This window comes from Vibrio sp. 10N.247.310.17, from assembly GCF_041466605.1.
Taxonomy (GTDB): Bacteria; Pseudomonadota; Gammaproteobacteria; order Enterobacterales; family Vibrionaceae; genus Vibrio; species Vibrio tasmaniensis_A.
Genome location: NZ_JBFSTC010000118.1, coordinates 1 through 13,444, shown reverse-complemented (window position 1 = coordinate 13,444; position 13,444 = coordinate 1). Strand labels below are relative to the sequence as shown.

Sequence of the window (13,444 nt, the reverse complement as noted above, 5' to 3'; positions counted from 1 at the left end):
TTATCGCCCAAACTGGTTAAATTTTAACAGTGACAACTATCCTGCCAGAGGGGGAGTTTTTAACGTTCCGTTTGGAGCATAGAGCGAATTAATGCCATCGTTAGTAGCTGACTTTGTAAAGTCTAACTCTTCAGATAGTTGGTTGATGCCATAACAGTTAGCCAAATCAAGCTGAAGTTTCATGAGCGATCCTCAATTTATCAGTTATCACTGATCATTTATTATTTTGTTACCAATAAGAAATACATAGCATATTGCCATGTATTTCGTTTTATAACCACAACATAAGTAAGAGAATGCTATAGGAGCTAATTGTTTACAGTTTATGCCGTCGAAACTTAGGGAGATTGAATCAGCTCGGTATACAAGTCTAGGACGACCGACGATAGTGCAGCTTTCATTTATGCGTGAGAATGAGCTGCCATCTCATTTGGCTTACTGGAAATGTAAGTCACAAACTTCAGTGATCCTCCAGAGGGGCGAACAAACAAAGGGCTGCATAACCGTTTTCGAGTTAGGAAAATCGGATAAAGGGACGATGTTTGGATATAGCTAGTATAGAAGTGAACGTCCATTTACATGGTGGTTTGAATTCAGCCTAATTCGTATTAGAGGTATAGTTGAATCTTTAAGTCCTTTTTGGTTTAATCTGTATCAGGCACATGGCAAATTCGACTTTTGAATTGCAACCATAAGCCACTGTAAAATAAGCACTTTAATCTCGCGGGTATAGCGTTCAAATCCCTATCCCTCCACCACCATTGAAAAGCCCGCTGAGAAATCAGCGGGCTTTTTTACATCTTGAATTTGCTAAAAGAGAGCTCAAAAACACTAGATAAGTCGTTATATTATCTAGTTATAAGGTTCGTAGAGTTAAGGCATTAAAAAAGCAGAGCGTAATCGCTCTGCTTTGATGTCTCAATGAATACTCTTTAGAATTTGTACAATCAGCTCGCTTATTTAGCGACGTTACCCGCCACGTTTAAAGCATCCCAAGTACGTGAAAAAGGTGGGGCATAACAGAAATCCATGTAGCCTAGTTGTTGAGTAGTCATCTTGGCTGTGATCGCTACGGCCAGTGCATTGATGCGGCCAACGGCTCCTTTCTTACCTACGATTTCACCACCTAAAAGGACCTTAGTTTCTGGGTGATAAACCAACTTCACCTTGATGTCTTCTTGGCCTGGGTAGTAATCGGTTTGGTTCTTATCTGAAATCGTTGATACTTTGACGTCCAAGCTGTGTTCTTTCGCCAGAAGTTCAGATACGCCGGTACACGCCAATTCGTAATCGAGTACTTTCAAACAAGACGACCCCAAGAAGCCCGACATGTAGGTATCTTTTCCGGCTAGCTTGTCTGCCATCATGCGTGCTTGTTTGTTGGCTGTGGTTGCTAGAGGAACATAAACGGGTTTGCCTAGTGCCATATGATGGACAACGGCACAGTCGCCTACAGCATGGATGTAAGCGTCTTCAGTGGCACCATATTCATTCACCAACAACGCGCCATTTTGAGCTTTTGGTAATTCGAATGCTTCCGTGTTTGGTTTGAAACCGAGTGATAAGATAACGACATCCGCTTCTATATTGCCGTTATCGGTTTCTACGATGTAACCGCCTTGCTCCGCATCGCGAATTGCAGATACGCTGCACCCTGTTTTTAGCTCTGCACCTGATTCGCGAATCGCACCTTCGACTACTTCAATGATTTCTGGGCTGAACTGACGGCTCATGATTTGTTGTTCACGTTCGATGATCGTCACGTGTTTGTCTAAGCCGTGCGCTGCATCGAATACTTCCAGGCCGATAAAGCCTGCCCCTATAACACACACACGCTGCTTGTTACTATCCTTTAGCGCTTCTTTAACCGCCAATCCGTCTTCCATGCTTGTTAGTGTGTATACGTGCTTTGGATTGAACTCACCGAATGATGGAACGATTGGTCGCGCACCTGTTGCAATGACCAACATATCGTAATCGATGACGCTTTCTTCATTTTGGTGACGTACTGTAATTTGTTTTTCAGTGCGGTCGAATGACACCATTTCTGTTTCTACACGTACATCTAAGCCTGATTTTATGGCTTGATCTGGTGTACGGGAGATCATCCGTTCGGTGTCATCAAACATGCCGCCTGCAAAGTAAGGTAGGCCACAGGCTCCGAAAGAGATGTAGCTACGCTTATCTAAAACGATGACTTCGTCTGATGGTTGATTACGTTTGTACTTTGCTGCGAAACTCATACCCGCGGCGCTACCGCCTATAACAACAACTTTCATATTTACTACCTAAATAACCTGAACTCAGGAAAAACAGAAGAGCACTCACGTGGAGTGCTCTTAATTAAGTTTGAGAATTATACTGCTGCTTCTTTTGATACTGTCGCTGTAACGTCAGCGTCGTACTGTTCAGTATTCAATGATCCATTCTTCTTCGCTGTAAGAACACCAGACAACATAGAGCCTGAGATGTTCAGCGCAGTACGAGCCATGTCAATTAGCGCTTCGATAGACACTAGAATCGCGACTACTGTGATGTCTAGACCCATGATGGTCAGTACCGCTACTGCTGCGAACGTTGCACCGCCACCAACACCTGCGATACCGAATGAAGCAATCGCGATAACAGCTATCAGTTGTAGGATAAAGCTCAAGTCTACAGGCATGCCCATGACCTGTGCCGCCATGATTGCTAGCATTGCTGGGTAGATACCGGCACAACCGTTTTGACCGATACTAGTACCGAATGTCGCTGACATGTTTGCTGTTTCTTCGTCTACACCTAGACGTTGAGTTTGTGTTTCAACGTTTAGTGGGATAGCTGCCATGCTTGAACGAGACCCGAAACCGAACACGAGTACTGGCCAGATTTTCTTCATGAACTTAGCAGGAGAAAGACCGAACATTGACACCATGACGAAGTGGATGCCGAACATAACGCCAATTGCTACGTAGCTTGCTAGAAGGAAGCGGCCCATCTCTGCAAGTGCGAACAGGTCGTTGGTCATCATGAACGTGGTCATCAGAGCGAATACACCGTAAGGCGTTAGCTTCAGGATTTCACGAACCATTGAAAGAACCACTTCTTTTGCAGAATTGATGAAATCAACGAAGTTTTGCACTTTCTCTGGCTTACGGTTTTTCACTTGAAGGATGCAGTAACCAAGGAACATGCCGAACAGTACAGTTGATAGCGTAGAAGTACGCTGAGAACCCGTTAGCATGTCGAAGATGTTGGTTGGAATGATAGACAGAGCCATTCCAGACAGACCGCTGCTCGCCATTGCATCTTGTGTTGCTACCAGTGAATCACCGCGAGCTTCAATCGCACTGTTTGTGCCGATAGTGCTTACTAGCGCGTTTGCATCGATACCAAATAGGTAAATACTTGCGATACCAACGGCTGCTGAGATTGCACAAGTGAAAAGTAGAATACCGATGATTTTTGGTGCGATTCGAGATAGCGCACCACCGCCTTCGACGTTCATGATCGAAGAGATCATCGCCACGAATACCAGTGGGATAACGATCATTTGTAGAAGTTTGATGTAGCCTTTACCGAATACGGAAATCAGTTCAGCAAAGCCAGATGTCGCAACGTTGCCGACACCGAAAACAAGTTGAATTGCGCCACCGAACAACAAGCCAGCAGCAAGCGCACTCAGTACGCGGAAGTTAAAACTTTTCTTTTGCTTTTTGAAGTTCGACAGCAGTGCGTAGAACCCAAAGAACAGTACGCTTAATGCGATAAATGAAACGCTCATGAGAATCTCCTATGATACCCATTAATACCTAAATCGGTTATTTTTTGTATGCGATGGCTTCAACTTCAACCAGTGCGTCTTTTGGTAGTCGTGCTGCTTCAACACAAGAGCGAGCAGGTGCATTCTCAGTCCCAAACACCTCGGTATACACTTCATTAAAGGCAACGAAGTTCTCCATGTCTGATAGGAAGCAGGTTGTCTTAAGCACTGTGTCCAGTCCTGCATTACTCGCTTCTAATACAGCTTTTAAGTTTTCTAGAGACTGACGAGCCTGCTCTTTGATGCCGCCCTCAACAAACTGCATGGTTTCTGGAACGAGAGGTAATTGACCTGATGTATAAACCATGTCGCCGTAAGACGTACCTTGTGAGTAAGGGCCGATAGCTGCAGGTGCTTGTTCAGTGGCAATGATCTGTTTCACGATGTAACTCCTAAATTATTGGTTTTATTCTGATTTAAATTCACGGATAAACTTGTAAACCGCCTGTCGGCTGATCCCAAGTTGCTCTGATACTTGTGTAGTCGTCTCTTTTAGCTCAAATACTCCGTTATCAAATAAACAACGAATGATGGCTTTATTGCGACCTTTGGAAGAAACCGACTCGTCTTGGTCAACCTCGTTAATGGCTGAACTCAATGCTTGTTGAATCACGTCGTTTGCATTGTTGCTGAATGTCTCGCTGACAATGGCTTGCGGCACATTGCACTGCGGCATCAGTGTTTTGACGATTTCTGGGAATGGGAAAGACAAGTTCATGTTGATACACAGCATGCCGATAGGTTTTTGCTTCGGACCAGCAAGCACACAGGTGGTCGATTTAAGTAGGGAACCATCTGCTGCGTTGGTGAAATAGCTTTTCGGAGAAACTTCGCCAGTTTTCTCGAATGTGCTCCACATGCGTAAACCTAAATCGGTGATTGGTGACCCAATATCACGACCCGTATGATGACCATTGACGATCTTCACGACTGAGTTTTCTAAGCTTTCAAATGAATGGATAACCACTTCGCAGTAAGGACCAATCAAATCGGCGATAGTGTCTGCTAAGCGGAAGTAATTGCTTAAGCATTCTCTGTCTTCATCGGTGAATCGAACTTGTTTTACATTCATGATTTCGGTTTACATTTTTGAACTCAATGACTGAAATCTACTCCTTTGGTGGTATTCCCACAAGATGCGGTAAACTTCTGTAAACCTGAAGTGAACGTTCAAAACATCAACAAATCGTAAGGTTTAGACCTATATCACGAGCGGAATTTGAACAAGATCACTAAAGATAGCCAAATGAGGTTTAATTTCTTAAACCGCATCAAGGTTTACATATTTAAAACCAAAGGTTGCGTTATTGAACCCTTTGATGATCTAGGACAAGTTATAAGGAAAGGCAAAAAGTTGGATTGATTGGTATTGTAAATGCATGGCAATCAGGTATTTAACTCGCGAATGTGGTGGTGAGTAAAGATAGGTGGTTAATTGAAAATGAGGTTGTATTAGAGAGTTAAATTCACAAAAAACAGCTTTTTAATAGGATGCAAGCTAGGATTTAGATCCTAAAAAAGCAGCTGAAGTTGCTGCTTTATTTTGGAGTGTTCTGTTTGATTATTCGCTTGGCAGTTTAAGCTCGACTTGTTTTAGCGCGCGCTGATACATAAACCATGCACAGGTGCCGGCAAGCACATTACCTGTCATTGCGCCCCAGAATAGGCCTTCAATACCCGCAAGCTGAGAGCCAACCCACAAGCTAGGTAAGAAGAAGGCGAACAGGCGCAGCGCTGAAATCGTCAAGGCGGTATAGGACTTGCCTAATGCGTTAGAGACAGAAACCATCAGCATACAGATTCCTAATGGCCCTAAGCTAATAGGTACGATCAGTAGGTGATAGTTTAAAATCGTCGAGACTTCGCTTTCACTGGTCATTAGGTTTGCTAGTCCGCCAGAGAATAACCAAGTCACTAGTGCGATCACCAACTGGAAACCCAATACAAACATGACCGCAATCTTAACGAGCTTACGTATGTTTTCGAGATTGTTCTCTCCCAACATGCGGCCAATCATCGGAGGCATCGACATCGTTAGTGCTAGCACAGCAACAATCGAGAAGAATTCAAAACGTGAGCCCAATGCCCAAGCTGCAACGGCAGCGGTGCCATAGCCAGCAAGCAGCTTAGTGGCAAACATGGATGAAACGGGTGGCAGCAATTGACTGATCATCGCAGGCCCCATGATGTTACCAATGGAGCGAACACTCTTGCTGATGTCGAGGTCGTGCCAGTCGAAGGTCATCCAATGCTTCTTGGTGACCTTTGGTGCAACGATAAAGATACCCGCACCGAACGCCAAGATGGTCGCAATGGCGGCTCCATTGATGCCCATGTCGAGCGTAAAGATGAAAATCGGGTCCAATATTAAGTTGATGATACTGGTCGCGATCATCATTGAACCGGGCAGCATGGTATTACCATTGGCACGACACACACTGTAGAAAAAGTAGAGCAGTGCACCTGTCCAAGAGCTGGCTAGCCAATAGATCCAATAAGAATCAATGATCGGTAATACCGTCGGTGGCGCATCCAACAATTGTAAAATTGGCCCTCGCAGCAGATAGATGATGACGGAGAAAAACGCGACACTCACGCTGCCCATCGCAATCACTAATCCACCAAGCTGCTTAGCGTAGCGCGTTTCATTCGCGCCAATGGCTCTCGCGATTACCGCGGTTGTCGCGATACCTAACCCGACCTGAATACCGATGATGATCATCTGTATTGGAAGCGTGAAACCTTGAACAGCGAGCGGCAGTACGCCCAGTTGGCCAATAAAAGCACTGTCGACAAGCTGGAAGCTCATTAGGGAAAGTACCCCAAATAGCATTGGCCATGTCATTGTATAGAGTTGTCGGCCAAGAGAAGGCGAGGGAGTTGCGGTAGTAGAATTCATAACACTCTTATCGGTCTTGAAGTTAGGCTTGTTGTGATGACAAACCTCTCAATGAAGAATTGTGTAAAGGATAACGTAAGGTCAGCGCGATACCAATGCTTGTTATGATAGGCAGGTTATCTTTGTTGGCTTTCGGTGAACAAAAAAGCCAGTCGCAATGACTGACTTTGTTGACTCTATATCTACTTGTTGACGCTAAGCGTTACTTGTTCGCAACGTTACCAAGCTTCAACCAAGTATCGATAACCGTATCTGGGTTTAGTGAAACCGAGCTGATGCCTTGTTCCATCAACCATTCAGCTAGGTCGTCATGGTCAGATGGGCCTTGGCCACAAATGCCTACGTATTTACCCGCTTTAGCTGCTGCATCGATAGCCATTTTCAGCATCGCTTTCACTGCTGGGTTACGCTCGTCGAATAAGTGAGCAACGTCACCTGAATCTCGGTCTAGGCCAAGTGTCAGCTGTGTCATGTCGTTTGAACCGATAGAGAAGCCATCGAAGTACTTCAAGAATTCCTCAGCCAAAATCGCATTCGATGGAAGCTCACACATCATGATGACTTTCAGACCTTGGTCGCCACGGCGTAGGTTAAACTTAGCCAGAATATCGATAACCGATGCTGCTTCGCTCGGAGTACGAACGAATGGGATCATGATTTCAACGTTCTTCAGTCCCATCTCGTTACGAACACGTTTTAGCGCTTGAGTTTCAAGCTCGAAACAGTCTTCAAATACTGGAGATATGTAACGAGATGCGCCACGGAAGCCCAGCATTGGGTTCTCTTCATGTGGTTCAAACGTTTTACCGCCAACAAGGTTGCTGTATTCGTTCGACTTGAAGTCAGACATACGTACGATCACACGCTTAGGCCAGAATGCAGAAGCGATGGTCGCAATGCCTTCTGTTAGCTTGCTTACGTAGAAATCGATAGGATCTTTGTAGCCACGAATACGCTGGTTGATTTCTGCTTTGATCTCATCCGTTTGCTCATCGAAGTTCAACAGAGCTTTAGGGTGAATACCAATCATCTTGTTGATGATGAATTCAAGACGAGCAAGGCCAACACCTTCGTTCGGGATTTGAGCGAAGTCGAAGGCACGGTCTGGGTTACCAACGTTCATCATTACTTTAGTTGGCAGCATTGGTAGCTCATCAACCTCAGAACGTTTGATCTCGAAATCGAGTTCGCCTTGGTAAACGTAGCCTGTTTCGCCTTCTGAACATGACACTGTTACGGTGTCGCCATCATTCAGGCTGCTTGTCGCTGTACCACAGCCAACGATTGCTGGAATACCTAGCTCACGAGCGATGATTGCTGCGTGACAAGTACGGCCACCACGGTTAGTCACAATCGCAGACGCTTTCTTCATCACAGGTTCCCAGTCTGGGTCTGTCATGTCTGTTACCAGTACGTCGCCTTCTTGAACCAGTGACATTTGGTCTAGTGAATCAACCAAGCGAACAGGGCCAGAGCCAATACGTTGACCGATAGCACGTCCTTCCACCAAGACATCTGCTTTGGTGTTTAGCTCGTAACGCTCAATGACATTTTGGTCACTTTGAGAACATACGGTTTCAGGACGAGCTTGAACGATGTAAAGCTTGCCGTCGATGCCATCTTTTGCCCACTCAATGTCCATTGGACGTTGGTAGTGCTTCTCGATGATCATCGCTTGTTTTGCTAATTCTTTGATCTCTTCATCGTTCAGTGAGAACTCGTTACGCTCTTGAGTATCTGTGTCGATGATATCAACTTGCTTGCCGATCTCTTGGTTGGTTGAGTAGATCATCTTGATCAACTTAGAACCAAACGTCTTTTTAACCACTGGGTAGTGACCCGCTTCTAGCATTGGCTTGTGAACGTAGAACTCATCTGGGTTCACCGCGCCTTGCACGACCATTTCACCTAAGCCCCAAGAAGAGGTGATGAATACCACTTGGTCGAAGCCTGATTCAGTATCAAGCGTGAACATCACACCTGAAGAGGCTTTGTCTGAGCGAACCATACGCTGGATGCCCGCAGACAATGAAATGCCGCGGTGATCAAAGCCTTGGTGTACTCGGTAAGAGATAGCGCGATCGTTAAACAGAGAAGCGAACACGTGTTTAGTCGCTTCGATAACCGCATCGATACCTTTCACGTTAAGGAAGGTTTCTTGTTGGCCTGCAAAAGAAGCATCTGGAAGGTCTTCAGCTGTTGCCGATGAGCGAACCGCAACAGACAATTCTTCGTTGCCTTCAATCAGTTCGCGGTAGTTATCACGGATATCTTGCTCTAGTGATTCTGGGAAGGGTGCGTCTAGAACCCATTGTCGAATTGTTGCACCTGTCTTACGCAGTGCGTCAACGTCTTCAACATCAAGTTCATCAAGGAGTTGGTGAATGCGCTCATCAAGACCTTTGTAGTCAAGAAAGTTGTTAAACGCATAAGATGTGGTAGCAAAACCATTAGGTACTGATACGCCAGCGTTGGCTAGGTTAGAAACCATCTCGCCAAGTGAAGCATTCTTACCGCCGACTTTGTCGACATCTTCCATGGAAAGGCCATTGAACCATAGGGTGTTATTTTGCATTTATTTCTCCAGAAACATAGCAAGCATTGTAGGGATTTAAAGGCAAACGATTACGTATCAGTTTAAAAAAATGTAAATTATTTTCTAAAGCTGTGGGGGACGTAATTGTCAGCAGGGTTTCGTTATATATATTATGGTTCCCATCCTACTCAAAATAATTTTAAACATTAAATAAAAAATGCAAATTGATATCCAAAGTCGTGATGTATTCTATGTTTCTGATGGAACGGCCATAACATGTGAGACTTTAGGGCATGTTGTTCTAGGTCAATTCCCATTCAAAGCTAATGAAAAAACCTTCCCGTTTGTCGAAAGTGAAGACAAACTTTCTGATTTATTGAAAGAGATCGAGATTTCATATCGAGCAACAGGCCATGAACCTTTAGTCTTTTTCTCGATTGTGATTCCGGAGATAAAACTGAAGCTGTTAGATGCGCCTGCGCATTGTTATGACGTGTTAGAAAGTATCGTGCAGAAAGTGCAAGATGATACGAAAATGGCGCCTAAGCCGAAGCTGCAGCGTTCTCGTAGCGTCAATAAAGACTCGGACAAATACTTCGACCGTATTGCTGCTATCGAATACACGTTAGCGCACGACGACGGTATTACTTTAAAAGGCTTGGAAGAGGCAGACATTATCTTGTTGGGAGTCTCTCGCAGCGGTAAAACGCCAACGAGCTTGTACATGGCAATGCAGTTTGGTTTACGCGTCGCAAACTATCCGTTTATCCATGATGATATTGCTCGCTTAAGGTTGCTACCGGAATTTGAGATATATCGTCATAAGCTGTTTGGTTTAACCATTGATGCAGAAAGGCTCACTGAAATTCGTGAGAACCGCTTAGCAGGCAGCGAATACGCGAGTGACTCTCAATGTTTGTATGAGCTGCAAACGGTAGAAGGTTTGTTCAGACGTGAAGCCATTCCATACATCAACACCTCGTCACTGTCTGTTGAAGAGATTTCGACACGAATCTTGGAACGTACAGGTTTGAGAAGGCGCTTGTTGTAGAAAAAGACAATTGAGTCATAAAAATCGAAGCTCGTACGGACAATGGTTCGGGGAGCTTCGATTTTTCTTTTAGCTGGTTGTTAGCTATTAACTATTAACTGTTAACTGTTAACTATTAACGACTCAACAAATTAGCGAAGCAGCATGATGCTAAGCGTTTTGCTCTGTTTTTCGAGCCAATGTTCAAGTGCTTGTGGCCATTCGATACTTGGTTCGACACAGAAACCGCGAAGCATTGAGAAATAAAGAGCTTGATCAATCAAAGGTAGCGATGATTCACCATTCTCTAGCTCCAATAGAAGCTCTGCATCTTTCAGCAATGGGTTAATCAGTTGAACGTATTGTGGGGTCTTTTCTAAGAGCTCTTCAAAATTAAAGCCTTCGGTCTCTTTACTAACACGCCAAGCTTCTTTTGCTCCAGCCGAACGATATTCAGCCAAGTCGAGGTTCCACCACCGTGGGCGTCCGATCTGTTGAGTGAGAGGGAAAGATCGGCTTTGGAAAAGAGTAGCCTGCTCTGAAGGTTCACGTTGCTCATCATTTGATTTCAAATCCATGAAATAAGCAATGATGTCTAGGCTTTCGGCCATAATAGAACCATCGTCTTTCTGTAAGACGGGCACCATTTTTTTACCGATCAGATCGATAAGGGTTTGGGCATCATCATAATCCACAGAAACAAGTTCGATGTTCAAGCCGAGAGATTGAGCAATGTAGGCAACTCTTGCACAGAAAGGGCAGTGGTCGTAAATGTAAAGCTTCATAGCTTCCCTCATTTATGGTCATTACAAGTATAAGATAATGCTAATGTACCAGAAACTCTTACGAATACTAAGCATCAATAAATGCCAAGTTCCAGTAAACGCTTAGCACTAATAAACAGCATGCACTACCAGACAATAAGTATTTAGTGTAGATACTCTTTACTGAATTCTATTGTCCGTTGGATTGGACTTTATGGTAATGAGTAAATTAGTGGGGAAGCTGGTGGGTAAATCACGGGCACAAAAAAGGCTCTGGCTGCTCACTCTAATGCAGAAGAATGAAGTCAGCCAAAGCCTCAATTTTGTTACCTTTAGCAGAGTGACGACTAAAAGAGCGGAGCGGTTAACTATGCTTTTTTAAGGTCTTTTGCAGGGTAAGTAAGCGTCATTATTGCGCCTTCTACTGTTGTAACATGAACGTAGCCACCACCAGCACTTAGGCCAATTACTACCATTTCACCTAGCTCAACACCTTTTGTTGCAACAACGCGATCATCAACTGAAAACACTTTACACACCTTCAATAAAATAAATACGACAGATATCGAACGCGGATTTAAACAGATGGTATCCCAATCAACTAATCCGGTTATTTGTCGTAAAGATTAAATTTAGTTATGCATAAATCGGCATTTCTTAAAAATCAGTTGGTTAACATGCTTGGGGTGTTATTTGTCGGCGGGATAAACGGCACCAACTTGTTGACGCATATCTGTAATCAACTTTGCAACGGTTAAAGCACGTAGTTTGGCTTGAGCTTGTGTACTTTTGTCACCAGCAATGCAGTTTGCAAAGGCTTGGGCCTCGTAACTCATGGAGTTTTCTCTTTGTGCTTGAGTAAGGTTTTCTACCGTGCCATCACGATAGCGAATCTTAACGTCGGTGCATTCTGCAATGTGATCGATGATGATCGATCCCTGTTCGCCTTGGATCTCGCTTGGTACGTAAGAGTCGCTGACTTTAGAGTGCGCAAGGGTTACATCAAATTCTGGATACTGGAAGATCGCACAGCCATGCGCATCCACACCTGAGTCAAGTAGCTTTGCCGAAGCCTGTGCATTCTCAGGTTCACCAAACAGAGCAACAGTCGCGGCTACGCAGTAGAAGCCAATATCGACTAATGAACCATTAGAGAAAGCTGGGTTGAAGGTGTTTGGGTTCTCGCCGTTTAGGTATTTCTGGTAACGCGATGAATATTGACAGTAGTTGATGTGCGCTTTATGCACTTTGCCTATCTTTTTTAAGCCGAGTTGAACTTGCTCAAAGTTCGGTAGATACTGAGATTTATACGCCTCAAACAGCACCACACCGTTCTTCTGAGCGACCTCAAACATGTGTGTTGCTTCTTCAATATTCGATGCGACAGGCTTCTCACAGATGACATGCTTGCCGTGTTCCATCATCAAGATAGATTGCTCGCAGTGCAGTGAGTTTGGTGAAGCGATGTACACGGCTTCAACTGTGTTGTCATTTGCCAATGCGTCGAGTGAGTCATACGTCGTTTCAACGTTAAATTCTTGGGCGAACTGTGCCGCGCTGGCCAGATTTCGTGAATAAACAGCAGCCAACTGCATTGATTGTGACTCATGAGCAGCTTGAACAAATTTCTTTGTAATCCAATTGGTTCCAATTACAGCGAACTTAATCATAAGGTATCCAATAGTTAGTATATTAATTCTATGAAGATAGTAGCACTCAATGGCTAGCATTGTTTCTGAGATTTGCGGAACAATTCTCCAAGATCTTTAGCCTGATATTAATATTAACTCGTCTATACCTGAGCTTTGTAGAGCATCATAATAAAGTCTTTTGTTGTGTTGTTTCTGAGGTGGGAGGTGCAGGTTAGTTTCAGTGACCGATTGTATTCTCTCAATTGGTGGTTTATTGGAAGTGTTTAATATAAAAGACTCAATACCCAAAGAATGAAGATCTATTGATTATATCCTCTCGTCAATTCTTAAGAAATATTATACAAGCTGAATTGGTGTGCAATTGTATTTATATGCAATCGCGCAATTAACCTATGGTGTTTTAATATCACTTTGTTTAGTAATTGATAACATTTTAAGACAATAAATGTTATCGATTGGGAGCAATTTACGTTACAGAGTCACGAAGTTGAACATAATTGGAATAATGAACAACATTTGTTTTAGATTGGTTCTAATTATGAGAAATAGGGGGGTTACTTTTGTTGATATTTATATTAATTTCTTATGGGTTAAATTATTAGCAATAGGTGTTTTTTTACTGTGAAATCTCTTATTATTGCGCTAGAACGTAAATCTGAACGATTTTTATCCAGCCAAAAGCAACTTTTAAATATTAAGTCTCTAGATATCCCCCTCTGGCAGGATAGTTGTCACTGTTAAAATTTAACCAGTTTGGGCGA

At 43.8% G+C, this 13,444-nt stretch carries 11 protein-coding genes; 1 reads left to right on the top strand and 10 read right to left on the bottom strand.

Annotation, left to right across the window (positions count from 1 at the left end):
- Positions 1 to 36: 36 nt before the first annotated feature.
- The 7 genes from AB6D80_RS22420 to ppsA all read right to left on the bottom strand — a co-directional run bounded on the left by AB6D80_RS22420 (position 37) and on the right by ppsA (position 9,276).
- Complete coding sequence (locus AB6D80_RS22420) at positions 37 to 183, bottom strand: hypothetical protein (protein WP_372189649.1); 147 nt, start codon at positions 181 to 183, stop codon at positions 37 to 39.
- A 773-nt stretch (positions 184 to 956) separates the two neighbouring features.
- Positions 957 to 2,279 carry a CoA-disulfide reductase gene (locus AB6D80_RS22415; RefSeq protein WP_371704082.1) on the bottom strand — a complete coding sequence of 441 codons (1,323 nt, stop codon included), beginning with the start codon at positions 2,277 to 2,279 and terminating at the stop codon, positions 957 to 959.
- A 77-nt stretch (positions 2,280 to 2,356) separates the two neighbouring features.
- Positions 2,357 to 3,763, bottom strand: a complete 1,407-nt coding sequence (locus AB6D80_RS22410; RefSeq protein WP_102482066.1) for a cation:dicarboxylate symporter family transporter — start codon at positions 3,761 to 3,763, stop codon at positions 2,357 to 2,359.
- Between the two features lie 37 nt (positions 3,764 to 3,800).
- A complete protein-coding gene (locus AB6D80_RS22405; protein ID WP_017111552.1) occupies positions 3,801 to 4,184 on the bottom strand; it encodes a RidA family protein in 384 nt (127 codons plus the stop codon).
- 24 nt (positions 4,185 to 4,208) lie between these two features.
- Positions 4,209 to 4,874 (bottom strand): transcriptional regulator, encoded by a 666-nt coding sequence (locus tag AB6D80_RS22400; RefSeq protein WP_371704084.1) that lies wholly within the window; start codon positions 4,872 to 4,874, stop codon positions 4,209 to 4,211.
- A 489-nt stretch (positions 4,875 to 5,363) separates the two neighbouring features.
- Positions 5,364 to 6,701: an MATE family efflux transporter gene (locus AB6D80_RS22395; protein WP_017096987.1), complete on the bottom strand. Its 1,338-nt coding sequence runs from the start codon at positions 6,699 to 6,701 to the stop codon at positions 5,364 to 5,366.
- Positions 6,702 to 6,903: 202 nt separating this feature from the next.
- Positions 6,904 to 9,276 carry a phosphoenolpyruvate synthase gene (gene ppsA / locus AB6D80_RS22390; RefSeq protein ID WP_371703908.1) on the bottom strand — a complete coding sequence of 791 codons (2,373 nt, stop codon included), beginning with the start codon at positions 9,274 to 9,276 and terminating at the stop codon, positions 6,904 to 6,906.
- Between the two features lie 178 nt (positions 9,277 to 9,454).
- Between ppsA and AB6D80_RS22385 the strand changes: the two genes are divergently transcribed.
- Entirely contained in the window at positions 9,455 to 10,288 is an 834-nt protein-coding gene (locus AB6D80_RS22385; protein WP_371703910.1) for a pyruvate, water dikinase regulatory protein, read from the top strand.
- Between the two features lie 131 nt (positions 10,289 to 10,419).
- Here the strand turns inward: AB6D80_RS22385 and grxB are convergent, their stop codons facing one another.
- The 3 genes from grxB to AB6D80_RS22370 form a co-directional block, all read right to left on the bottom strand.
- Positions 10,420 to 11,052: a glutaredoxin 2 gene (gene grxB, locus AB6D80_RS22380; RefSeq protein ID WP_372189646.1), complete on the bottom strand. Its 633-nt coding sequence runs from the start codon at positions 11,050 to 11,052 to the stop codon at positions 10,420 to 10,422.
- 347 nt (positions 11,053 to 11,399) lie between these two features.
- Positions 11,400 to 11,561 (bottom strand): hypothetical protein, encoded by a 162-nt coding sequence (locus AB6D80_RS22375; RefSeq protein WP_009846296.1) that lies wholly within the window; start codon positions 11,559 to 11,561, stop codon positions 11,400 to 11,402.
- Positions 11,562 to 11,720: 159 nt separating this feature from the next.
- Positions 11,721 to 12,701, bottom strand: coding sequence for a Gfo/Idh/MocA family protein (locus AB6D80_RS22370; RefSeq protein ID WP_371703913.1), 981 nt, complete (start codon positions 12,699 to 12,701; stop codon positions 11,721 to 11,723).
- Positions 12,702 to 13,444: the final 743 nt, after the last annotated feature.